This window comes from Lysobacter sp. ESA13C (assembly GCF_019970005.1).
In the GTDB taxonomy this organism is placed as follows: domain Bacteria; phylum Pseudomonadota; class Gammaproteobacteria; order Xanthomonadales; family Xanthomonadaceae; genus Lysobacter; species Lysobacter antibioticus_B.
Map to the genome: position 1 here is coordinate 1 of NZ_JAHXYK010000007.1, position 24,019 is coordinate 24,019.

The 24,019-nt window shown below is 68.7% G+C and carries 18 protein-coding genes and 1 pseudogene; 10 read left to right on the forward strand and 9 right to left on the reverse strand.

Annotated elements, in window-relative coordinates:
• From LC490_RS15005 to LC490_RS15015, 3 genes are all read right to left on the reverse strand, one after another.
• Positions 1-212: hypothetical protein (locus tag LC490_RS15005; protein WP_223620882.1), on the reverse strand; the 212-nt coding region annotated here is incomplete at its 3' end.
• 450 nt (positions 213-662) lie between these two features.
• Entirely contained in the window at positions 663-1,589 is a 927-nt protein-coding gene (locus LC490_RS15010; protein WP_223620698.1) for a patatin-like phospholipase family protein, read from the reverse strand.
• The gene (locus LC490_RS15015; protein WP_057916671.1) at positions 1,589-2,557 is read right to left on the reverse strand and encodes a YafY family protein; all 969 of its coding nucleotides are present in this window, start codon (positions 2,555-2,557) and stop codon (positions 1,589-1,591) included. Before LC490_RS15015 ends, LC490_RS15010 begins: the two co-directional genes overlap by 1 nt.
• Before the next feature lie 574 nt (positions 2,558-3,131).
• Between LC490_RS15015 and LC490_RS15020 the strand changes: the two genes are divergently transcribed.
• From LC490_RS15020 to LC490_RS15040, 5 genes are all read left to right on the forward strand, one after another.
• On the forward strand, positions 3,132-6,041 hold the full coding sequence (locus LC490_RS15020) for a molybdopterin oxidoreductase family protein (RefSeq protein WP_223620699.1): 2,910 nt from the start codon (positions 3,132-3,134) through the stop codon (positions 6,039-6,041).
• A 54-nt stretch (positions 6,042-6,095) separates the two neighbouring features.
• The gene (locus LC490_RS15025; RefSeq protein ID WP_031372848.1) at positions 6,096-6,317 is read left to right on the forward strand and encodes a hypothetical protein; all 222 of its coding nucleotides are present in this window, start codon (positions 6,096-6,098) and stop codon (positions 6,315-6,317) included.
• A complete protein-coding gene (locus LC490_RS15030) occupies positions 6,314-7,126 on the forward strand; it encodes a 4Fe-4S dicluster domain-containing protein (RefSeq protein ID WP_031372849.1) in 813 nt (270 codons plus the stop codon). The genes LC490_RS15025 and LC490_RS15030 overlap by 4 nt, the downstream gene beginning before the upstream one ends.
• Positions 7,127-7,231: 105 nt before the next feature.
• Complete coding sequence (locus LC490_RS15035) at positions 7,232-8,185, forward strand: DmsC/YnfH family molybdoenzyme membrane anchor subunit (RefSeq protein ID WP_223620700.1); 954 nt, start codon at positions 7,232-7,234, stop codon at positions 8,183-8,185.
• A 193-nt stretch (positions 8,186-8,378) separates the two neighbouring features.
• Entirely contained in the window at positions 8,379-9,053 is a 675-nt protein-coding gene (locus LC490_RS15040) for a DUF481 domain-containing protein (protein WP_031372851.1), read from the forward strand.
• A 1,533-nt stretch (positions 9,054-10,586) separates the two neighbouring features.
• On the opposite strand, the gene hemC is transcribed toward LC490_RS15040, so the two are convergent.
• The 5 genes from hemC to LC490_RS24590 form a co-directional block, all read right to left on the reverse strand.
• Entirely contained in the window at positions 10,587-11,522 is a 936-nt protein-coding gene (gene hemC, locus LC490_RS15045) for a hydroxymethylbilane synthase (RefSeq protein WP_223620883.1), read from the reverse strand.
• Positions 11,523-12,239: 717 nt separating this feature from the next.
• Positions 12,240-12,998: a LytTR family DNA-binding domain-containing protein gene (locus LC490_RS15050; protein ID WP_031372561.1), complete on the reverse strand. Its 759-nt coding sequence runs from the start codon at positions 12,996-12,998 to the stop codon at positions 12,240-12,242.
• Positions 12,995-14,050, reverse strand: a complete 1,056-nt coding sequence (locus LC490_RS15055; RefSeq protein ID WP_031372560.1) for a histidine kinase — start codon at positions 14,048-14,050, stop codon at positions 12,995-12,997. The genes LC490_RS15050 and LC490_RS15055 overlap by 4 nt, the downstream gene beginning before the upstream one ends.
• Positions 14,051-14,063: 13 nt before the next feature.
• A complete protein-coding gene (locus LC490_RS15060) occupies positions 14,064-14,759 on the reverse strand; it encodes a dienelactone hydrolase family protein (protein WP_223620701.1) in 696 nt (231 codons plus the stop codon).
• Between the two features lie 136 nt (positions 14,760-14,895).
• On the reverse strand, positions 14,896-15,903 hold the full coding sequence (locus LC490_RS24590) for a TonB family protein (RefSeq protein WP_031372558.1): 1,008 nt from the start codon (positions 15,901-15,903) through the stop codon (positions 14,896-14,898).
• Between the two features lie 306 nt (positions 15,904-16,209).
• Here LC490_RS24590 and LC490_RS15070 point away from each other — a divergent pair, with 306 nt between their 5' ends.
• From LC490_RS15070 to LC490_RS15090, 5 genes and pseudogenes are all read left to right on the forward strand, one after another.
• The gene (locus LC490_RS15070; protein WP_223620702.1) at positions 16,210-16,584 is read left to right on the forward strand and encodes a hypothetical protein; all 375 of its coding nucleotides are present in this window, start codon (positions 16,210-16,212) and stop codon (positions 16,582-16,584) included.
• Between the two features lie 286 nt (positions 16,585-16,870).
• Positions 16,871-18,070: a TolC family protein gene (locus LC490_RS15075; protein WP_223620703.1), complete on the forward strand. Its 1,200-nt coding sequence runs from the start codon at positions 16,871-16,873 to the stop codon at positions 18,068-18,070.
• Entirely contained in the window at positions 18,067-19,074 is a 1,008-nt protein-coding gene (locus tag LC490_RS15080) for an efflux RND transporter periplasmic adaptor subunit (protein WP_223620704.1), read from the forward strand. The genes LC490_RS15075 and LC490_RS15080 overlap by 4 nt, the downstream gene beginning before the upstream one ends.
• 34 nt (positions 19,075-19,108) lie before the next feature.
• Entirely contained in the window at positions 19,109-22,333 is a 3,225-nt protein-coding gene (locus LC490_RS15085) for a CusA/CzcA family heavy metal efflux RND transporter (protein WP_223620884.1), read from the forward strand.
• Positions 22,334-22,427: 94 nt separating this feature from the next.
• Positions 22,428-23,288: pseudogene (locus LC490_RS15090) on the forward strand (cation diffusion facilitator family transporter); the annotation flags it as partial.
• 161 nt (positions 23,289-23,449) lie between these two features.
• Here the strand turns inward: LC490_RS15090 and LC490_RS15095 are convergent.
• Positions 23,450-24,019: a hypothetical protein gene (locus tag LC490_RS15095; protein WP_223620706.1), complete on the reverse strand. Its 570-nt coding sequence runs from the start codon at positions 24,017-24,019 to the stop codon at positions 23,450-23,452.

A 24,019-nucleotide genomic window follows, 5' to 3' on the forward strand; every position in this document is an offset into this window, starting at 1 on the left:
CGCGCGACCACCGCCGCACGGCCACGGCGGCGGGCCTGGACCGCGCCGCGACGGCGCCGGCGCGGCGCCACCGTAGCCTCGGCGTCCTCGGCCTGGCCCCAGGCCGGCAGCCGGAACCGATGCAGCGCCCACCAGGCCACCGCCGGCATCGCCACCAGCCACAACGGCAACCAGCCGATCGCGCCATGGCTGCCGCGCGCGGCCGGCAGCATCAGCACCAACAGGCTGCCGATGGCGAGGGCGTAGCGCAGGGCGGTGTCGAGGTCCGCGCGGACGGCATCGGCGAAATGGTCGGAAGACGTGCTGACGGTCATGTCCAGGCTCCGGAAAGCGGGCGTAAGTGTCGGTGACCCCACCATCTCGCCGCGCCGTCTCAGAGGCTGCGATCTTCCTTGCCGCTCATCGGCGCGCCGCCCGTGCGGCACGTCGGCTTTACGCTGTGCCGGGTCTGGCGACTCGAGCGGGCGGCTGGCCCATGGCCGCGAACCAAAACGCCGGAGATTCGCTCGCAACCATGGCGGAAGGGCCGCGGGCTCATGCGCGAGGCGGCGGCGCGAGCGCGACCGCGACAAAGCGCAGCGGCCGCGGTCGCGTCGCCCGGGGGGGTCACGGTCGCGGCTTGCGCCGCTCCTACCCAAGCGCGATCGCCCCCGAGCCGAAGCTCAGTAACCGGCCTTGTCGAGCGCCTTCTCGGCTTCTTCGCGGCCCAGCGCGATCAGTTCCTTGGCCCGCCAGAACTCGTAGAACTGGCAGGCGTCGCGCGGAATCCGGATGACCAGCTCCGGCGGGTCCAGGGCCAACTGCACGCGAGCGATCTGGGCCTGCATCATGTCGAGCGAACGCGCCATCAGTTCGCTGAAACCCAGTTCGTGCGGCGGTTGTTCGCCGTTCTGGGCCTCGTCGGCGCCGCGCCGGAACCAGCGCATCAGCATCGAAGGCTTCGACTCCGCCACCTCGCTGCCCGGCGCCTTGGCGCCGTTCTGCTGGGCGAGCGCGCCCGGCGGCCGCTCCGGCCAGCCGTGCATGTCGACGGCGATCAAACGGTGCGCATCGGACAAACGCGTGGCCGCGATCGGCAACGGCGCCAACAGGCCGCCGTCGACGAGTTCGCGGCCGTGCAATTCATAAGGCGGAAACACGCCCGGGATGGCGATGGACGCGCGCACCGCGTCCCACAGGTCGCCTTCGCGCAGCCAGACTTCGCGCTGGCGGATCAAGTCGACCGCGACCGCGGTGAACTCGATCTCCAGGTCTTCGATGCGCGGCTCGCCGGTCAGTTCGCGCAGCGCGTGCATCAGGCGCTCGCCGCGAAACAGGCCCGGTTGCCCCAGGCCGGGGTCGAGCAGGCGCAGCATCGCGGTGCGGCTCATGCCGTACAGCCAGTCGCGGTAGACCTCGAGCTTGCCGGCGGCGAACAGGCCGCCGACCAGGGCGCCGCTGGACGAGCCGGCGACCGCGACGATGCGCATCGACCGCGCTTGCAAGGCCTCGATCACGCCGATCTGCGCCAGCCCGCGGGCACCGCCCGCACCGAGCACCAGGGCGACCGGTTCGTCGCGGGAAATATGCGGTGCGTCGGCGCCGGGCATCAGCGTCCGTAGTTGCTCAGCGCCAATTCCAGCATCGACTTGGCCTGTTCGCGCAGCACCACCGGCTCGACGATCTCGGCATCGCTGCCGTAATGCATCACGTCCATCAGCAGCTCGCGTCCGGCGCTGTACGGCACCTTCAGCTCGTAGCGGCCGTCGGGCAGGAAACGGCCCTGCTGCTGCGAATGCCAGTGCTCGTCGGCGACCCAGCGCGCGGCCTTGGCGCTGAAGACGATGGTCGCCCAGCCCTTCGGCGCGCCGGAGAAAATGCCGTAGCTCGAAGCCAGGTGCTGGTCGAGTTCGTCGTCGGCGACGTCGCGCGCGGTGTCTTCGCCGATCTTGGCCGCGCTGATGCGGTCGACCGAGAAACTGCGCAGCGCATCGCGCTCGTGATCCCAGGCGTCGAGGTACCAGTTTTCGCGGTAATGGGTGAGGCGCTGCGGCGACACGCTGCGGCGGGTGCGCTGGTCGGTCGAGCGCGCCCGGTATTCGAAGGTCAACTGCTTGCGGTCGAGCACGGCGGTGGCGACGGCGCGGAACGCGGTCTCGTCGAGGCGCCGGGTGCGGTGCGGAATCACCCGCACGCGCTCGACCGGCAGGCGTCGGCCGCCGGCATGTTCGTCGAGCAGCTTTTCGATGCGCTGCTGCAAGGGCGCGAGTGCGTTCGACAACACGCCGCCGCCGCTGCGCATCAGCAACTGCTGCGCGGCCAACAGCGAGTGCAGCTCTTCCGAACTCAGCCACAGGCCGGGCAGCTCGAAGCGATCGCCTTCGCTGGTGTCGTAGCGGAAACCGGCCTCGCCGTTGCCGACCACCGGCGCCATCAGGTAGTCGCGCAGGTAGGCCAGGTCGCGGTAGACAGTCGCGCGCGAACACTCCAGATCCTCTTGGAGGCGCTGGACTGTGACCGGATACCGGGCTGCGGTGAGAATCCGGTGCAGTGCGTGGATGCGTTCGATACGTTCCATGTCGGCGATGTCTAGTGGATTCGGTGGGGTCGCAACTAGCATGGCACCGGCCGCTGTCCGGCCGCCACCATCGAACTTGGGGATCGTACGTGATCGAGCCCGCAATATCCGCAACGCCGCCCCCGGCGCCGCGTTTACCGGGCTGACCGCGGCGCCCGCCAGGCCGGAGCGCCGCCGGAGCGGACCGCCCGGGGCCGCGGCCGGCTTCGCCGAGCCTCATCGCGCCGGCGCGAACGCCTGCGCGCAGTTGCGCACGAGGACGAGCCGTCGACAGCTCGAGCGGGTCGCCGGCCGGCAACACCGGCAGCGACTCCCCTCGACCGGATGAGGTTACGACGACGCCGGCATCGAGAGCCGGTGTCGGAAGCAGTATCTGGATCGGAGCGCCGGCGCAGTAGTGACATTAGACACCCATGCGGTCGCAACGGTTGCGACTGTGCGAGCCCGCCGACGGCCGCGACGCCAAGCCCGATCACAAGACCTGCACAATGTTGCAGTGCGATGGCGCTACAACGCACAAGCCCGGATTTCGCGCAAGCTCGCGGCGACACGCCCAGGTAGGCACAATGCCGCCATGCGAAAGCACGCTCCCCAAGAGCCAGCCATCGACTTGTCGCCCTCGCCCGGCGACGAGGTCAAGACCACGACCTGTTACATGTGCGCATGCCGTTGCGGCATCAAGGTCTGGCTCAGCGACGGCCGGATCCGTTACATCCAGGGCAACCCCGATCACCCGGTCAACCAGGGCGTGCTGTGCGCCAAGGGGTCGGCCGGCATCATGCAGCACTACTCGCCGGCGCGGCTCGATAAGCCCTTGCTGCGCGTGGGCGAGCGCGGCAAGGGCGAATTCCGCGAGATCGAATGGGACGAGGCGCTGCGCATCGCCGCCGACTGGCTCGCGCCGATCCGCGAACGCAACCCCGACGAGCTGGCCTTCTTCACCGGCCGAGACCAGTCGCAGGCGCTGACCGGTTGGTGGGCGCAGCAGTTCGGCACGGTCAACTATGCCGCGCACGGCGGTTTCTGCTCGGTCAACATGGCCGCCGGCGGCCTCTACACCCTGGGCGGTTCGTTCTGGGAGTTCGGTGAGCCCGACTGGGAGCATTCGCGTTATCTGATGTTGTGGGGCGTGGCCGAAGACCACGACTCCAACCCGATCAAGCTCGGCCTGGGCAGACTCAAGGCCAGCGGCGCCAAGATCGTCGCGGTGAACCCGGTGCGCAGCGGCTATGGCGCGATCGCCGACGAATGGATCGGCATCCGCCCCGGCACCGACGGCCTGTTCGCGTTCGCCCTGATCCACGAATTGCTCAAGGCCGACCGCATCGACCTGGACTACCTGGTGCGCTACACCAACGCGCACTGGCTGGTGATCCGCAATCCCGGCGGCGCCGACGACGGCCTGTTCGCGCGCGACGGCGAGGGGCGTGCGTTGTGTTGGACGCGTGGTCTGCCTGACGGCGCGAGCCAAGGCTGCGCCCACCCCGCCGACGCGATCGACATCTCGCCGGCTGTGGTCGGCGAATACAGCCTGCCCGACGGCCGTCGCGCGGTACCGGTGTTCCATCTGGTCGCCGAACGCTACCTCGACCCGCAGTACGCACCCGATGCGGTCAGCGAACGCTGCGGCGTTCCCGCCGAGACCATCCGCCGCATCGCCCGCGAACTCGCCGAGGCCGCGTTCGAACAAGCCATCACCCTGCCGATCGCCTGGACCGACGCCTACGGCCGCCAGCACGCCGAAATGACCGGCCGCCCGGTCAGCATGCACGCCATGCGCGGCATCAGCGCGCACAGCAACGGCTTCCATACCTGCCGCGCGCTGCACGTGTTGCAGTTGTTGCTCGGTGCGGTCGATACGCCGGGCTCGTTCCGCTATCAGCCGCCGTTCCCGAAACCGATCCCGCCGCCGAACCGGCCCGGCAAGACGCGCCAGCCCAACGGCGCGCTCGACGCCGCGCCGCTCGGCTTCGTCCATAGCCCCGAGGACCTGGTCGTCGACGCGGACGGCCAGCCGCGCCGCATCGACCACGCCTTCTCCTGGGCCTATCCGTTGTCGGCGCACGGCATGATGCACACCGTGATCCGCAACGCCTGGGCCGGCGACCCGTACAAGATCGACACGCTGATGATGTTCATGGCCAACATGAGCTGGAACTCGGCCATGAACACCGGCGAGACCATCGGCTGGCTGACCGATCGCGGCGAAGACGGCGAGTACCGCATCCCGCGCATCATCTACGCCGATGCCTACGCCTCGGAGATGACCGCCTACGCCGATCTGGTCCTGCCCGATACCACCTATCTGGAACGCTTCGACGCGATCAGCCTGCTCGACCGGCCGATCTCCGATGCCGACTCGGCCAGCGACGCGATCCGCCATCCAGTGGTCGACGCCGCGCAACAGCGCGAAGGCCGCGACGTGCGCGGCTTCCAGTCGGTGCTGCTGGAACTCGGCGCGCGCCTCGGCCTGCCCGGCATGGTCCACGACGACGGCAGCCCGCGTTACCGCGACTACGCCGACTACATCGTCCGCCACGAGCGCGCGCCCGGCGTCGGCCTGCTCGCCGGCTGGCGCGGCGAGCGCGGCGAACTCGAAGCCAAGGGCCCGCCGAACCCGCAGCAGTTGCAGCGCTACATCGATAACGGCGGCTTCTGGCGCAGCCATGTGCCGGAGTCGGCGCGCTACTACAAGATGGCCAATCGCGGCTATCTGGACTGGGCGCAGAAGATGGGCTTCATCGGCCACGCCGACCCGATCGTGCTGCAGCTGTATTCGGAGACGATCCAGAAGTTCCGCCTCGCCGCGCAGGGCCATGGCCCGCAGCAACCGCCGTCGGAGCACCGCGAACGCGTGGCGACCTATTTCGACCCGCTACCGATCTGGTACGAACCTTTCGAGGGCGCCCAGGTCGATCAGGTCGACGCGAAATTCCCGCTCAGCGCGGTGACCCAGCGGCCGATGTTCATGTACCACGCCTGGGGTTCGCAGAACGCCTGGCTGCGCCAGATCGTCGCGCGCAATTACCTGTATCTGCATCCGGACACCGGCGCGCGCCACGGCATCGCCGACGCCGACTGGATCACCATGGAATCGCACCACGGCCGCATCACCGTGCAGGCGCGCTTCGCCGCCAACGTACAGGCCGACACGGTCTGGACCTGGAACGCGATCGGCAAGCGCCGCGGCGCCTGGCGGCTGGACAAGGACGCCCCGGAAAGCCGCAAGGGCTTCCTGATGAATCATCTGATCTCCGACATCACCCCGAAGGGCGACTACGCCAATGCCGACCCCGTCACCGGGCAGGCGGCGTGGTTCGATCTGCGCGTGTCGATCCGCAAGGCTGATGCGGCGCAGAACGCGCGCGGCGAATCCGAACCGCAGTTCGCCCCGCTCGCGTTCGCCCAGGCCGAACCCGGTCCCTTGCGCTACGGCGCGGAATTTCGCGCTCGCCGCGCGGGAGGCAAGCATGAGCAGGATTGAATCGGCGATGCCTCGCTGCGCGAACGTCGTCGAAACCGGCAGGGAGCATCGCCGATGAGGACCGCACGCCTGTTCGCCGGTTGGCTGTGCATCGCGCTCGGCTTCGGCCTGATCGTCCTGCTTGGGCTCGGCGTGTTGGACCCGACCCGGGACGCCGCCGCGCACGCGACTTCGGCCACGCCGGTGTTGATCGCGCTGATGCCGAGCGTGGCGATCGGCTTGACCGTGTTCGCGCTGGGCCTGTGGTTGCTCGCTACCGGAAAGAAAAAACGATGACCGATCTGCCGCCGCCGTCGAAGAAAAAGCTCGGTCTGGTCATCGACCTGGACACCTGCGTCGGCTGCCATGCCTGCGCGGTGAGTTGCAAGGAATGGAATGCCGGCGGTTTCGCTGCGCCGCTCACCGACGAGCGCCCCTACGGCAAGGATCCGTCCGGCATCTGGTTCAACCGCGTGCACAGCTACGAAGTCGCCGCGAGCGAGGCCGCACCCGCGCGCGCCGAAGCGATGCCGCTGGCCGACCCGGTGCGCGGCTGCGGCGAGGTCGCGGCGCCGCAACCGGCGATGACCTTGCACTTCCCGCGTTCGTGCCTGCATTGCGAACAACCGGCCTGCGTGACCGTATGCCCGACCGGCGCCAGCTACAAGCGCGCCGAAGACGGCATCGTGCTGGTCGACGAGGACAAATGCATCGGCTGCAAGCTGTGTTCCTGGGCCTGCCCCTACGGCGCGCGCGAGTACAGCCCGGTCGAAGGCGTGATGAAGAAATGCACCCTGTGCATCGACCGCATCTACAACGAGAACCTCGACGAGTCCGAACGTCAGCCGGCCTGCGTGCAGGCCTGCCCGACCCGGGCGCGTCATTTCGGCGACCTCGGCGACCCCGAGTCCAAAGTCTCCAAGCTCGTCGCCGAACGCGGCGGCGTCGACCTGATGGCGCAACTGGGCTATCAGCCGACCAACAAATACCTGCCGCCGCGTCCGCGCCGCGCCGGACCGGCCGAAGCCCCACCGCGCGAGGAAGCCTTGGACACCAAGCAATTGCCGTCGGCGCTGCGCTGGCTGGACCGGATGCTGTCGCGATGAAGCCCTGCGAAACCCAGCCGCCGAAATGCGCCTGCACCGGTACCGCTCGCGCGGATCGGACCGTTGCCGGCTCCGTGCTCGTTCGTCGCTTACTCGCAGGCTGATATGCATCCCGCGTTTTCGGTCATTTTCTTTACCACCTTGTCCGGGGCCGGCTACGGCCTGATGGCCTGGCTGGGCGTATTCGTGTTCTGGCAGCACGCGCTGAGCGGATCGCCGCAGTCGCTGTCCGACAGGACGATCGGTTTCGCCCTGATCGCCGCGCTGGCACTGGTCAGTGTCGGCCTGCTCAGCTCGATGCTGCACTTGGGCAAACCAGCGCGTGCCTGGCGTGCGTTCTCGCAATGGCGCACCTCCTGGCTGTCGCGCGAGGGCGTCATGGCGGTCGTCACTTACCTGCCCGCGCTCGCGTTAGGCCTGTGGTTGTGGCCGTCGAGTCCGCTGCGCGATGCCGGCGCGATCCTACCGGCGGCGCTGGCGGCCATGCTGGCGATCTGCTCGATGATCACGGTCGCCTGCACGGCGATGATCTACGCCTCCTTGCCACCGATTCCCGCCTGGCGGCATCGCCTGGTGGTGCCCGGCTATCTGCTCTTCGCCTTGTTCGGCGGTGCGGCCCTGCTCGCCGCCATTCCCGGGGAGTTCGCGGCCGGGCGTGCAATGTCGGGGGCGTTGCTGCTGCTCGCATTGCTGACGGCCGCGATCAAGCTCAGGTATTGGCGCGACATCGACCGCACCCCGCTCACCGTCACCCGCGGCGACGCGGTCGGCCTGCCGCAACGCGAACTCGACGTGTTCGAGCGCCCGCACACCGAAGACAACTACCTCACCCGCGAGATGGGCTACGTGTTGGCGCGCAAGCACTCGCGCAAGTTGCGCCGGATCGCGCTGGCCTTGTTCGCCGTCGCGCCGGTCGTGCTGAGCATCATCGCGCTGGCGCTGCCGGCGGTCGCCGTGCTCGCGATGCCGCTCGCGACCTTGTCGCTGCTGCTCGGTACCTTGGTCGAGCGCTGGCTGTTCTTCGCCGAGGCCCGGCATCTGGTGACGCTGTACTACTGAGCCACGACCGCTCGCGCCAAAATACGCCGGAACACGCCGCAATTCTTCGCAAAGCCCCGCCAGGCGGCGTTTTCAGGGTTGCGGAAGGATACGCCGACGGGTGAATCGGACCTATCCCGGCGTGTCCGCGGTCTCGTGTCTGTAACCGGTTTCATGGCATCATCCCAGCCTCTTCCGGCCCCAAGCCAAGACGATGCTCGGTGCGATCGGGCTCGCCCTCCTGGGCGCGCCCCTGGTGACATTGCCGACCCCCGCCTTCGGCGGCGACCCGACGCTGATCGCCATTGCGAGCGATCCGGCACAGATGCGTCTGTACTGTTTTTCGACCCGCTGCGGCGACGAGGAATGGCGACTGGCCACGTCCGGGCGCGCCAAGGGCCCGGAAATCGACCCGCTCGATCTGCCGCCGCTGCGCACCGTGCTGCTGCCCGGCTCGCAACGCCACGTCGGCGGGGTCAGGGCGCCGGCGACCTCGCGCACCAGTCGCGCCATGTACTCCAACGACTACCGCATCGGCACCCGCTACGGCGTGCAGGCCTTGCGCGACGGCCCGACCCAGGTCGGCCTGAGCTTCGGCGCCGGCTACCGCCTCGCCCCGCTCCACGACGACGGCATCAACCGTCCCGGCACCGTGTTCCGCGGCGAAGTCAGCATCGGCCAGCGCATCGGCGACCGCGCGCGCTGGAGCCAGCGCGTGCAGTTCGAGAGCGGGCACGGCGACACCTTCGTCAAACAGTCGATGCGTTTGGACGTGGATCTGTGGCCGTACTGGAAACTCGAAACCGACTTCGCGATCCGTCACGATTCGAACGGCGGTGGCGGCAGCGAGAGTGCGGAAAGTTCGATCGAGTTGATTCGGCGGTTTTGATTCCGCTCGATCGAGCTTTGCGATCCGCGGCATTGAAAGATCCGGAGCATTGAAAGAAGCACCACAGCGTTTGCCCGCTAAAGCGGCCGGGTCGCTTACTTTTGGCCCGCTGTGGCGCCTACGGTTGGCGGCGCGTCCGCTTTTGGGTAGGGGCGGCGCGAGCCGCGACCAAGGGATGCGCATAGACCGTGACGCCGATGTCATTCATCGAAGCGGCGTGCTGTCGCGAAGGGTAGAAACGGCGCGAGCCGCGACCGCGCTACTTGTCACGTCGGCGTTCTCACCTCAGAGCGGTGAAGCAAAATCTAAAGCTTCCGTCCGCTGACGCGGCCGGGTTACTTTCTTTTGCTCCGCTGCAGTGCCGACAGGTTGGCGGTTCGTCTGCTTTTGGGTAGGAGCGGCGCGAGCCGCGACCAAGGGATGCGCATAGACCGTGACGCCGATGTCATTCATCGAAGCGGCGTGTTGTCGCGAAGGGTAGGAGCGGCGCAAGCCGCGACCGCGCTACTTGTCACGTCGGCGTTCTCACCTCGGAGCGGTGAAGCAAAATCTAAAGCTTCCGTCCGCTGACGCGGCCGGGTTACTTTCTTTTGCTCCGCTGCGGCGCCGACAGGTTGGCGGTTCCTCTGCTTTTGGGTAGGAGCGGCGCGAGCCGCGACCGCGCTGCTTGCCACGTCGACGTTTCTCACCTCAGAGCGGTGAAGCAAAATCTAAAGCTTCCGTCCGCTGACGCGGCCGGGTTACTTTCTTTTGCTGGCCCAAAAGAAAGCTAACCAAAGAAAAGGCCTTCCTTGACGAAGCTCCCCTGCGAGTTCGCAGCGCGCGCGGGGATTTTCCGATAAGACATCCCTGTCTTATCGGAAAACGGCGCACGTCCTGTGCGCCGCCCTTTGGGTCTCCAGGTGTTCTCGCAAGTTCGTCGCTGCGCCAAGCTCTTCACAGCAATAGCAATAGCAATAGCAATAGAAACAGCACCAGCAAAGTTGCCACTGCTGTCGGGATTTTGTCCTTGCTGTGCGTCGCCTCGAACTAGCGAAGGCAACCGAAGACCCGGAGGGCGGCGCGCAGGGATGCGCGCCGTTTTTCATCGGGACAGGGATGTCCCGCATGAAAAATCCCCGCGTTGGCATCGCTCGTGCGGGCCTGTGATGCAAAACAAAAGCATTTTTCTTTGGTGACTTTCTTTTGTTGCTTTAGACAAAAGAAAGTTACCCGCCGCTTTAGTGGCGGAAGCTTTAGGCGTTTGATCTTGATCCCGGTCTAGCGGGAGCGATACGCCGCGAGACCGTCGCAGCGCGGTCGCGGCTCGCGCCGCTCCTACCCTCGCGCCAACTCATGCCTCCGATCAATGGCGAAGGCGTTGCAGACTCTGCGCGTCCCGCGGTCGCGGCTTGTGACCAAAGAGAATCCAGCAGAACGCCGCTCCTACCCCAAGGCAAAGACGATCGCATACGAAGGCGAAGGCTTGAACTGAGGTCGCGCAAATCAACGACAGCGTAGAACGCCAACGACGTTGGGCAGCCACAGCCCGAATCAATCCGCGTCGATATCCACCAGCGAATCGGCGATGAACTCGCCCGCGCCCTGCTCCAACAAACGTTGCGCGACCTCGATGCCGAGGCAGTCCGGGGCGTCGCCGCGGCCTTCGCCGTGGGCGCGCACGGCGCGGCCGTCGCTGGCCGAGCCGACCTGGCCGTCGAGGCGCAGGTGTTCGCCGTCCAGGCGCGCGTAGGCGGCCACCGGTACATGGCAGCTGCCATGCAGGGCGCGATTCATGGCGCGCTCGGCTTCGACGCAGGTGCGGGTGGCGGCGTGATCGAGCGCGGCGCAGAACGTGCGCGCAGCGACGTCGTCCTCGCGGCATTCGATCGCGATCGCGCCCTGCGCCGGCGCTGGCAGCCAATACGGCGATTCGAGGCGGGCGCGGATGCGCGCGTCGAAGCCGAGACGCTGCAAGCCGGCGCAGGCCAGGACGATGGCGTCGTAGTCGCCAGCATCGAGCCGGGCCAGCCGGGTATTGACGTTGCCGCGCAGATCGAGCAATTGCAGGTCCGGGCGCAAGGCGCGCAACTGCGCCTGCCGGCGCAACGACGAGGTGCCGACGCGGGCGCCGAGCGGAAGGCTGTCGATGCCGTCGTGGTGGTTGCTGACGAAGGCGTCGGCGTAGTCGGCGCGCTCGAGGATCGCCGGCAGGGCGAAGCCCGGCTCCAGTTCCATCGGCACGTCCTTGAGCGAGTGCACCGCGCAGTCGGCTTCGCCGCGCAGCATCGCCAGCTCCAGCTCCTTGAGGAACAGGCCCTTGCCGCCGATCGCGGCCAGCGAGCGGTCCAGCACTTCGTCGCCGCGAGTGCTCATCGGCACCAGGCTCACCTCGAGCCCCGGATGCGCGGCGCGCAGCCGGTCGGCGACATGCTCGCTCTGCCACAGGGCGAGCGGGCTCTTACGGGTGGCGATGCGCAGGGTCTTCATGCCGGCATTATCGCCGCTGCCGGGGGTCGGCATCAAAAGCTGCCTGGGCGGGCCACCGGGGGGCGTATCGGTTGCTAAATCAGCAACGGATGGGGACCCGGGGGGAACGCAGTGGCGGCCAGTGACCGAAGGAAGGCCGCCCTATCCCAAGGCGCCACAGACCGTTGCCGTTGCCGTTGCCGTTGCCGTTGCCGTTGCCGAGATTTTGATCTGCTTTGCCGCTTTACCGGTCAAGTGGAGACCCGGAGGGCGGCGCACAGGACGTGCGCCGTTTTTCGATAGGACAAGGATGTCCTATCGAAAAATCCCGGCGACAGCATCGCACTCGTGGCCTGTGCCCTTGCAAGGAAAGCCCTTTTCTTTGGTTACTTTTCTTTTGGGCTTAGCAAAAGAAAGTAACCCGGCCGCGTGAGCGGACGGAAGCTTTAGATCCTGATGTTGCTTCACCGCCCTGCGGCCAGAAACGCAACAATCGGCAACTACGCGGTCGCGGCTTATGACCGGAGGAAATCCAGTGGGACGCCGCTCCTACAGGGGATTACGGCCGGATGCAGCGCGAGATTGAGGCAGCGCGGTCGCGGCTCGCGCCGCTCCTACCCTTGGTTCGGCGAGCTCCGGACGAGTCGATCCCCGAACCCCCTAATCCCCTAATCCCCAATGACCAATCCCTAATCCCTAATCCCGAATCCCAAATCCCAAATCCCAAATCCCAAAGCCTCACAAATGCTTGAGGGTCTCGCGCAGCGCCGCCACGCAACGGCGGCTGACTTCCAGGGGTTGTTTGCCGTGACGCAGCACGGCTTGGACGTGGCCTTCGGAGTCGCGCTTGAGTTCGACGATCTCGTGGCGCGCGACCAGGCAATTGCGGTGGATGCGCACGAAGCGTTCGCCGAATTCGTCTTCCAGCGATTTCAGCGATTCCTCGATCAGGTCTTCGCCGCGCGCGTGATGGACGATCACGTACTTCTCTTCGGCGTGCAGGTAATGCACGTCCTCGATCGGGATCAGGCGCAGGCTGCCGCGCAGGCGCGCGCACAGGTGGCTGCGGCTTTGCCCCGGCGCGGTCTCGGTGCCGCCGACGTGGCGCTCGCGGCCGGCGGCGAAGGTGCGCACGCGTTCGAGCGCGGCGTCGAGGCGTTCGGCCCGCACCGGCTTGACCAGGTAGTCGATCGCCTCGGCCTCGAACGCCGACAAGGCGTGGGCGTCGTAGGCGGTGCAGAACACTACCGCCGGGCGCGGCTCGAACGCGGCCAGATGGCGCGCGGCTTCGAGGCCGTCGATGCCGGGCATGGCGATGTCGAGCAGGACCAGATCCGGCCGGTGCTCGGCGCAGGCGTGCAAGGCGTGCTGGCCGTCGGCCGCTTCGGCGACGACCTCGACGTCGTCGCGCTCGGCCAACAGGCTGCGCAAGCGCTCGCGCGCCAACGGTTCGTCATCCGCGATCACCACTCTCATGGCCGGCCTCGTCGCTTTCATCGGCTATGCGCCTCCACCCCGGTCGGCACGTGCAGTTCGCACAGATAGTAGCCTTCGTTCCAGCCCGCGGTCATCCGCACCGTCGGCCCATAGGCATAACGCAGGCGCTGGCCGATGCTGCTGTGGGCGTGGCGGGCCCCGCTGCGGCCGTCGGCCGGGGGCGGGGCCGGGTTGCGGATGCGCAGCAGCAGCTCGTCGGCGAGCTCGGTCAGCTCGATTTCGATCTCGCCGCCGCCCGGCAGCCGGGAGATGCCGTGCAGCACGGCGTTCTCGACCAGGGGCTGCAGGACCAGGCGCGGCAGCGGCATCCGCCACGGCAGCGGCTCGCGCTTGCGCCAGACCACCCGCAGGCGCTCGCCCAGGCGCAGTTGCTCGATCGCCAGATAGCGCTCGGCCAGCTCGACCTCCTCGGCCAGGCTGGAATCGGACTTGGACGCGCCCAGCGCGGCCCGGAACAGGTCCGACAGGTCCAGCACCGCGCGCTCGGCGACCACCGGGTCGCTGCGCACCAGGCCGGCGATGGTGTTCATGCTGTTGAAAAGGAAGTGCGGCTTGATCCGCGCCTGCAGCGCATCGACTTCGGCGCGGGCGTTGGCGCGGACCTGGGCCTTCCAGCTGTCGTTGACGTAGAGATAGCGCAGGACCACGCCGACGGCGAGGATCGCCACCGCCGCGGTACCGCCGACGAAGCGCTGGAACGAGATCCCCGGCGGCACCAGACCGATGCCGGTGACGCTGTCGATGATGTGGGTGACCGCCGCGACCGCCGCGGCGATCGCCGCCGCCGTCGCGGTGGCGATGAAGCCGCCCACGCCGGGCGGCAAACGCGACAGTTGGCGCCGCGACACGCACAGCAGCACCGAGATCGCCAGCGCCAGCCACAGCGCGAAGGCGCTCGAAGACACGAAGCGGCCGAGGTCCCAGCGGGTACCGTCGGGCGCCAGCGCCAGCACGATCACGATCAGCTCGGCCATGCTCAGCATGACCACCAGCCGCGGCAAACGGCATAAGTCCGGCAGCCACGGTTCGTGTTCGCCGGCGGACTCGAGCATGGTCAGAGCCGGCTCATGCCGTGGCGGCGAACCGTTGCGACATCCAGTCGCCGAGCGCGTCGATCTCCTCGGCGCAGACCTGATGAGCCATCGGATAGGCATGCCAGTCGACCTGGAAGCCCAGGCCCCGCAGGCGCGCCGCGGCGCCTTCGCCGCCGGCGTAGGGCACCATCGGGTCGTGTCGGCCGTGGGCCATGAAGGCCGGCTGGCTCGGCGCGACCGCAGTCGCCTCGGCGACCAGGCGCTCGGGCATCGGCAGATAGCTCGACAGGGCGATCAGCCCGCCCAGCGCCTGCTTGCGCCGCAATGCGGTGGCCAGGGTGATCGCGCCGCCCTGGGAAAAGCCGGCCAGCAGGATGCGCGAGGCCGGCACGCCGCGTTCGATTTCTCGCTCGATCAGCGCATCGACCTGCTGCACCGACTCATCGACGCCGGCTTCGTCGGCGCGCTGGGCCAGATCGCTGATGTCGCGGATGTCGTACCAGGCGCGCATGCGCGCGCCGTTGTTGATCGTGACCGCGCGCACCGGCGCATGCGGGAACACGAAGCGCAGCGCCGGCCAATCGCGGCGCAGCAGTTCGGGCACGATCGGGGCGAAGTCGTGGCCGTCGGCGCCGAGGCCGTGCAGCCACAGCACGCTCCAGGTCGGCGCCGGGCCGGTCTCGCGTTCGACGGTTTCGAGTAAGGCGGGGGGTGCGGAAGTCTCCATCGCCGCATTGTGGCGGCACAGCGCGCGGACCGCCAAGCTCCCGCCCCGACGGACGTGTCCGCCGTCGCAATCGGTCGTCGCCGTCGGCCGCCGCAGTCGGCCATGTAAAGGCCGGCCGCTCTCGCCGCCGCAGGCTTCAGCGCGAAGGCAGGCGGAAATTGAGGGTGCGGCGGGCCGTATGCGACTGGCCGCTGGCCTCGAAACGCAGGCGCGCCACCGCCGCCAGCGCGGCGGCGTCGAACACCCCGGCCGGTTCCGAGGACACCAGCCTGGGCGCGCCGACGCGGCCGTCGGGCAGGATCGTGAAGCTGATCTCGACGCTGCCCTCGATCTTGCGGTTCAAGGCCGGCAGCGGATAACGCGGGCTGGCATCGGCGAGCAGGCGCGGCATCGCCGGCGAGGCGGCGTTCGCCGAGGTCATGGCCGGCAACGCTGCCGGGGTCGCGGCCGACGCCGCCACCGGTTGCGCCGCCGACGCGCTGCCGGTTTTCGCCGCGGCGGCATCGGCGGCGAGCGCGCTGGCGGCCGCATCGGCCTTCATCGCCGCGTTCGCCGACGCCGTATTGGCGGTGCGCGCGGCCTCGCGACGCGCCGACAGCACGGTCGCCGCGTCGGTACGCTCGGCCATCAGGCGTTCGGTTTCCTCGCGGGTCTTGCGCTCGCGGCTGGCCTCGGCGACACGCAGGCTTTCGCGCATGCGCGGCAAGGCCGGCGCCTGCGGGTCCATGCGCGCCAGCAAGTCCAGCAAACGGTGCGATTCGGCCAGATCGTCGTCGAGCAAGGCCTGCTCGCCGGCGATCACCACATAGGGCTGCAACTCGTCGAGCGCACCGATCACGTCGATCTGGCCCGGCTCCTTGTCGCGCAGGGCCAGGTAATAGTCGACCGCGCTGTCGCCGGCCGGGGTGTGGATGCGCTGCTCGCGCAGGGCCTGGGTGGCGCGCGCGCGCAACCCTTCGATATCGAGTTCGTCCAGCGGCGCCGGCAACTCCAGCGCGGCATCGGCAACCGGCGCCGGGGACGCGGCGCTGTGGGGAGCTTCGGAACCGCAACCGCCCAGGGCGACGCCCAGGGCCAGACCGGCGATCGCGCGCGCACCGGCTTTCGACCAACGACCGGCGGGAAACTCACACACCGGTTTCACAACAACCTTCACTGCCAAACCCCCTGTACCGCCACTACCGAATACGTGCGCAGACTAGGCAAACGATATGACGGCGCCGAGGCACCGTCATTGCCGATCCTGTCCGGACTGCTGTCTGGGTGTCCCTGCCCGCGGTTCCGCAGGTCCGTTGCGCGGCGCGATTATCGCCGCAATCGGGAGCGAGGGTGGAACCGCGGCCGGGCCGCGGCGGCCGGCATTCAGTGGCGATGCGCTACGGCCGCACATGAACGGCGGCGCGGGGCCTGAAATTGTATAGCGGGGTCGGCGGCTCCTAAGATGCCCGCCATGCCCGGCCCCTCCGCCATCGCGACCGCGTTCCGCTACCTCGTCTTCGGCGTGCTGATCGCCGTGATGCTGGTCAAGCCGACGCTGACCTTCGCGACCGAAATCGGCGAACTCGCCGGGCCGGTCGCGGCGCTGGCGCACGAGCATGCCGGCGCATCCGCCGGCGACAGCGCCGCCCCGGACAACGCCGACCCGGACGGCTGCGGCGACGCCCGCTGGCACCTGAGCCACTGCTGCGCCCTGCAAGCCGCACTGTTGCCGCGCTTCGAGGTCGGCCTGCTCGCAGCCAGCGCCGCCGCCCCGGTGCCGGCCGTCTCGATCGCGTTCGTGCCGACCCCGACCGCGGTCCCGTTCCGCCCACCGATCTCCGCCTGATCCCGATGCCGGCCTGAGCCGGCCGCACGCACGCGCCCTGCGGCGCCGCGTCGGCCTGCGCGGGTCTTCGTCGCCGTGCGCTGCGTTCGCGCCCGGCGTCTTTCGAGATTCAGGAGAACATCCCATGCGTTTGCGTCCGGCGGCCCTGGCCGTCCTGACGGCCGCTCTGTGCTTTTCGGCACAGGCGCGGCCTCCCCTTGCCGCCGCTTCAAGCCCGGCCACTGCCGGTCCTGCTACTTCCGGCACGTCAGCTCCCCCCCCAACCGGGGCCGCGCGCGCGGCCTCGGTGTTCACTCTCGACGACGCCTTCGCGCGCATCGGCGACGCCCACCCCGACCTGGGTCTGTTCGGCAGCCAGCGTTCGGTGCTCGAAGCCGAGCGCGACCTCGCCGCGCAGCGTCCGGCCTGGATCGCCGGCGCCGCGGTCGACAACGTCTTCGGCAGCGGCGCGGTCAGCGGCGTCAAGGGGGCCGAGATCACCCTCAGCCTGGCCTCGGTGTTCGAACGCGGCGGCAAGCTCGACGCGCGCCGCGCCTTCGCCCAGAGCCGCATCGATGCGCTCGCGGTCGATCGCGAAAGCCGCCGACTCGACCTGCTGGCCGAGACCGCGCGGCGTTATCTCGGCATCGTCGCCGCGCAACGCCGGATCGAACTGGCGCAGTTCGACATCGGCCAGCGCAAGCGCACCGTCGCCGCCGCGCGCCAGCGCCTGGTCGCGGGCGCGTCGCCTGAGTCCGGCCTGTTGACCGCACAGGCCGCGCTGGCGCGCGCCGAACTCGATCGCGCGCGCAGCGAGCAAAGCCTGCTCGCCGCGCGCCAACACCTGGCCGCGCTGTGGGGCGAACGCGACCCGGGTTTCGCCGAGGTCGCCGGCGATCCTTATGCCTTGCCGAAGATCGAAGAAGCCACCGCCTTGGCGGGCTTGCTCGACCGCAGCCCCGAGCTGACCCGGTTCGTCGACGCGCGCCGCATCGGCGAAGCACGCGTGCGCCTGGCGCAGAGCCAGGCCAGCGCCGACATCGATTGGCAGATCGGCGTGCGCCGCTTGCAGGACGGCGGCGACACCGCCTTGATCGGCAGCGTGTCGATGCCGCTCGGCGCACGCAGCCGCGCCGAACCCGGCATCCGCGGCGCCCAGGCCGAACTGGCCGTGCTCGAAACCGAGCGCGAAGCCAAGGGCTTGTCGCTGTATTCGACCCTGGTCGAAGCGCACGGCCGCTACCGGGTCGGCGCACTCGAAGTCGCGCGCCTCAAGGACGAGGTCCTGCCGCGCATGAGCCGGGCCGAAAACGCCGCCGAGTACGCCTACCGCGCCGGCGCCATCAGTTATCTCGAACTGGCCCTGTTGCAGGCCGACAGCGTGGCCGTGCGCAAACAGCGCCTGGACACCGCGCTCGACGCGCAGCTGGCGCTGATCGAAATCCAGCGCCTCACCGGCGAATCCTTCCTCGCCCCACCGTCCGCCCCCGCAGGAGCCGCCCCATGAAGCCCGAACTGTTGATCGCCGCGGGCCTGTTGGCTCTGACCCTGAGCGCCTGCGGCGGTTCCGCCGAGGCGCCCGCGGCCGATGCCGGCAAGGCCGACGCAGCGCATGCCGACGAAGCCAGCGACGAGCACCGCCACGGCGAGGGCGAAGCCGGCCATGGCGACAAAAGCGAGGCCGAAGAGGAAGCCGAAAGCACCGCGATCCCGGCCGCGATCGCCCAGCGTTCCGGCATCGTCGTCGCCGCCGCCGGCCCCGGCACCATCGCCGACGAACACGAAGTGCAGGGCCTGGTCACGCCGCTGGAAGGCCGCATAGCCAACATCACCGCGCGCTATCCCGGGCCGGTGCGTTCGCTGCGCGCCAACGTCGGCGACCGCGTCAAGGCCGGCCAGACTTTGGCCACGGTCGACAGCAACCTCAGCCTGACCACCTACGCCATCGCCTCGCCGATCACCGGCGTGGTGCTGGCGCGCAACGCCTCGGTCGGCGAAGTCGCGGTCGAAGGCACGACCCTGTTCGAGGTCGCCGACCTGTCGACCTTGTGGGTCGATCTGCACGTGTTCGGCGCCGACGCCTCGCATCTGCGTCCTGGCGTGCCGGTGACGGTGATGCGCATGGGCGAAGAACAGGGCGTGGAAACCACGCTCGACCGCATCCTCCCCGGCACCGCGACTGCGAGCCAGAGCACCGTCGCGCGCGCCTCGATCGCCAACGCCGACGGCCTGTGGCGGCCCGGTTCGGCGGTGCGCGCACGCGTCACCGTCGAACAGCAGCCGGTATCGCTGGCGGTACCGCTGACCGCGCTGCAACGCATGGACGAACGCGACGTGGTGTTCGTGCGCGAAGGCGAGCGTTACATCGCCAAACCCGTTCGTATCGGCCGCCGCGACGCGCGGCGCATGGAAGTGCTGTCCGGCCTGCGCGCCGGCGAACAGGTGGTGGTCGAGCAGAGCTTCCTGATCAAGGCCGACATCGAAAAATCGGGAGCCTCGCATGAGCACTGACACGACGACCGGGCCGGCGCCGGAGCGCTCGGGCCTGCTCGAACGCATCCTGCGTTTCGCCATCGGCCACCGCTGGCTGATGCTGGCGCTGACAGGCGCGCTGATCGCCATCGGCGTGTGGAGTTTCCGGCAACTGCCGATCGACGCCACCCCCGACATCACCAACGTGCAGGTGCAGATCAACACCCAGGCGCCGGGCTACTCGCCGCTGGAATCCGAGCAGCGGGTGACCTTCCCGATCGAGACCGCGCTCGCCGGCCTGCCGAAACTCGACTACACCCGCTCGTTGTCGCGCTACGGTCTGTCGCAGGTGACCGTGGTGTTCAAGGACGGCACCGACCTGTACTTCGCCCGGCAACAGGTCGCCGAGCGCCTGCAGCAGGTGAAATCGCAGATCCCGGCCGGCCTGGAACCCGAACTCGGCCCGACCGCGACCGGCCTCGGCGAGATCTTCATATACACCGTCGATGCCGAGCCGAAAGCGCGCAAGGCCGACGGCACGCCGTACAACGCCACCGACCTGCGCACCCTGCAGGACTGGGTCATCCGCCCGCAGTTGCGCAACACGCCCGGCGTCACCGAGGTCAACACCATCGGCGGCTACGCGCGGCAGATCCACATCACTCCGGACCCGGCGCGGCTGGTGGCCTTGAACCTGACCCAGCGCGACGTGGTCGCCGCGCTCGCCGCCAACAACCAGAACGTCGGCGCCGGCTACATCGAACGCAACGGCGAGCAGTTCCTGGTGCGCGTGCCGGGGCAGATCGTCGGCATCGAAGCGATCGGCGAGATCGTCCTCGACCGCCGCGACGGCGTGCCGATCCGGGTGCGCGATGTCGCCACGGTCGGCGAAGGACCCGAGCTGCGCAGCGGCGCGGCGACCCAGAACGGCCACGAGGTCGTGCTCGGCACGGTGTTCATGCTGGTCGGTTCCAACAGCCGCGACGTCTCGCAGGCGGCGGCGGCGAAGCTGCAACAGGCCAACGCCAGCCTGCCGAAGGGCGTCAGCGCCAACCCGGTCTACGACCGCACCTCGCTGGTCGACCGCACCATCGCCACGGTCTCGAAGAACCTGGTCGAAGGCGCGCTGCTGGTGGTGGTCGTGCTGTTCCTGCTGCTCGGCAACTTCCGCGCCGCCTTGATCACCGCCCTGGTGATTCCACTGGCGATGCTGTTCACCATCACCGGCATGGTCCGCGGCGGCGTGTCCGGCAATCTGATGAGCCTGGGCGCGCTCGACTTCGGCCTGATCGTCGACGGCGCGGTGATCATCATCGAGAACTGCCTGCGCCGTTTCGGCGAAGCCCAGCATGCGCTCGGCCGCGAGATGAGCGACGACGAACGCCACGACCTCACCGCCTCGGCCACCGCCGAGGTCATCCGCCCCAGCCTGTTCGGCCTGGGCATCATCGCCGCGGTGTACCTGCCGATTTTCGCGCTCAGCGGCATCGAAGGAAAAATGTTCCACCCCATGGCGATCACCGTGGTGCTGGCGCTGACCGGCGCGATGCTGCTGTCGCTGACCTTCGTGCCGGCCGCGGTCGCGACCTTCCTCGGCGGCAAGGTCGCCGAAAAGGAAAACCGCGCCATGGCCTGGCTGCGACGCCGCTACGAGCCGGTGCTGGCCTGGGCGCTGCGCAGCCGCATGACGGTGCTGGCCGGCACCGCGGTGCTCGTGATCCTCAGCGGCGCGGTGGCGATGCGCATGGGCAGCGAGTTCGTGCCGAGCCTCGACGAAGGCGATGTCGCGGTGCAAGCCATGCGCATTCCCGGCACCAGCCTGACCCAGTCGGTGACCATGCAGAAGACCATGGAACAGGCGTTTCTGGCGATGCCGGAAGTCGAACGGGTGTTCAGCAAGATCGGCACCGCCGAGGTTGCCAACGATCCGATGCCGCCTTCGGTCGCCGACACCTTCCTGATGCTCAAGCCGCGCGAGCGCTGGCCCGACCCGGGCAAGACCAAGGCCAGGCTGATGGAGGACATCGAAGCGGTGGCGCGCACCCTGCCCGGCAACAACTTCGAGTTCACCCAGCCGATCCAGATGCGCATGAACGAGTTGATCTCGGGCGTGCGCGCCGACGTCGCGATCAAGGTCTACGGCGACGATCTGCAGCAGTTGCTCAAGATCGCCCGGCAGATCGAAGCGGCGGCCAAACAGGTGCCCGGCGCGGCCGACGTCAAGGCCGAGCAGGTCACCGGCCTGCCGATGCTCAGCGTCGAACCGGACCGCCGCTCGCTGGCCGTGTACGGGCTCAACCCGGCCGCGGTGCAGGACACCGTGGCGACCGCGGTCGGCGGCGAAGTCGCCGGGCAGTTGTTCGAAGGCGACCGCCGCTTCGACCTGGTCGTGCGCCTGCCCGAACGCCTGCGCCAGGACACCGCGGCGCTGGCCGACCTACCGATACCGCTGCCTGCGCGCAGCGAAGGCGACCGCGACGAATCCAGCCGCGACGCTACCTGGAGTTCGGGTGCGCCGCGCACGGTGCCGTTGCGCGAAGTGGCCAAGCTCAATTCGATCCTCGGCCCGAACCAGATCAACCGCGAGAACGGCAAACGCCGCATCGTGGTGACCGCCAACGTGCGCGACCGCGACCTCGGCGGTTTCGTCGCCGAGCTGCGGCAGAAACTCGATGCCCAAGTGAAGGTGCCCGAGGGTTACTGGATCGGTTACGGCGGTACCTTCGAGCAACTGATCTCGGCCAGCCAGCGCCTGGCGGTAGTGGTGCCGGTGACCCTGGTGCTGATCTTCGCCCTGTTGTTCATGGCCTTCGGCTCGGCCAAAGACGCCGCCATCGTCTTCAGCGGCGTGCCGCTGGCGCTGACCGGCGGCGTGATCGCCCTGGCCTTGCGCGGCATTCCGCTGTCGATCTCGGCCGGGGTGGGCTTCATCGCCCTGTCCGGCGTGGCGGTGCTCAATGGGCTGGTGATGATCGCCTTCATCCGCAAGCTGCGCGAACAAGGCGACCCACTCGACAACGCCATCGTCGACGGCGCCCTGGGCCGCTTACGGCCGGTGCTGATGACCGCGCTGGTGGCTTCGTTGGGCTTCATCCCGATGGCCTTCAACGTCGGCGCCGGCTCGGAAGTGCAGCGGCCGCTGGCGACGGTGGTGATCGGCGGCATCGTCTCCTCGACCCTGCTGACCCTGCTGGTGCTGCCGGTGCTGTACCGCTGGCTGCACCGCAACGACGCCGGCGAGCGCAAGCTCGATCCACCGCCGGCGCCGACCGCGGCCGAGCCCTCGCCCGCCCACTGACGCGGCAGCATGGCGGGTCGCATTCGCGCGGCCCGCCTCGATCCTGGGCATCGCCCGCGGGCGATCCGCTTACGACGCAAACAGGAGCATCGATATGAGCAGCGGACACGACCACGGCAGCACCGCGATCCGCCACGAGCGCCCCTTGTGGTGGGCGCTCGGCCTGACCGGCGGCTTCCTGATCGCCGAAGTCGTCGGCGCCTTCCTGACCAACAGCCTGGCGCTGTTGTCGGACGCCGCGCACATGGGCACCGACACCCTGGCGCTGATGATCGCGCTGACCGCGGTGCGGCTGAGCCGCAAACCGGCGGATGCGAAACGCAGCTACGGCTACGCGCGCATGGAAGCCATGGGCGCGATGGCGAACGGCCTGATGCTGTTCGCGGTCGCCGCCTACATTCTGTGGGAAGCGGCCGGCCGCTTCAGCGAACCGCCGCAGATCGCGACCACCGGCATGCTCGTGATCGCCACGCTCGGCCTGGCCGTCAACCTGGTCGCGATTCGCCTGCTCAAGGCCGGCAGCGGCGAAAGCCTCAACATGAAAGGCGCCTACCTCGAGGTGTGGAGCGACATGCTCGGCTCGGTCGCGGTGATCGCCGGCGCCATCGTCATCCGCTTCACCGGCTGGACCGTGGTCGACCCGATCCTGGCCGTGCTGATCGGCCTGTGGGTATTGCCGCGTACCTGGACCCTGCTGCGCGAGGCCGGCAACGTGCTCATGGAAGGCGTGCCGGGCGGCATCGACCTCGCCGCGGTGCGCGCGACCCTGACGGCAACGCCCGGCGTCGGCGACGTGCACGACCTGCACGTGTGGTCGCTGGGGTCGAGCACTCCGGCGATGACCGCGCACCTGGTCGTCGACGCAGGCGTCGATGCCGATGCCTTGCGCGGCGAATTGGCGCGGCAACTCGACGAACGCTACGGCATCGAGCACTGCACCTTGCAGATCGAGAGCGTGGCTTGTGATCCACCCAGTCACTGAAGACCGCTTCAAGGGTAGGAACGGCGCGATCCGCGACCTCCCGGTTGCGACGCAAGCGCGGTTTCGCCGTCGCGGCTCGCGCCGCTCCTACTCCTCAAGATCAACCGCATCGACACGATGATTCGCGCGCCCGGCTAAGACGCCGGGCACGGCCCGCCCGCGTCGGCCCAGGTCTTGAACTTGGCGACGAACTCGGGGTGCGGCACCGACACCGGCTTACGTTCGCCGCCCGGCGCCCAGCCCCACAGCACCAGCTTGTCTTCGCTGACGTGCTTGATCAGCGCGGCGAAATCGCGGCCGCCGTTGCTCTTCTTGTCCTTGATCATCTCGCACAGCTTCGGCGCCGGCAGTCCGATCCAGGCCATCTTGTGATCCGGCGGCGGCAGTTGCCAATGCGGCGCGCCCGGCGGTACATTGGGGCCATAGCTCGCCGGCAGGTTGGCTTCGCCGTGGCAGGTCGAGCACGGCAGGCCGGCCGCGCCCTTGCCTTCGGGGCCGCGCACCACGCCCATCGCATGCGGCAGGCCGGCATCGAATTGCAGCGGCTGGTCGCCGGGGATATGGCAGTTCTGGCAACGCGGATGCTGGAACACCTGCTGCACGGTCGCGAACGCGGCGATGCCCTGCTCGCGTTGCTCCGGGGTGACCTTCGGGCCGCAAGCGGTAGCGGCGAGGGCCGCCATGGCGATGATCAATGCGCGCAT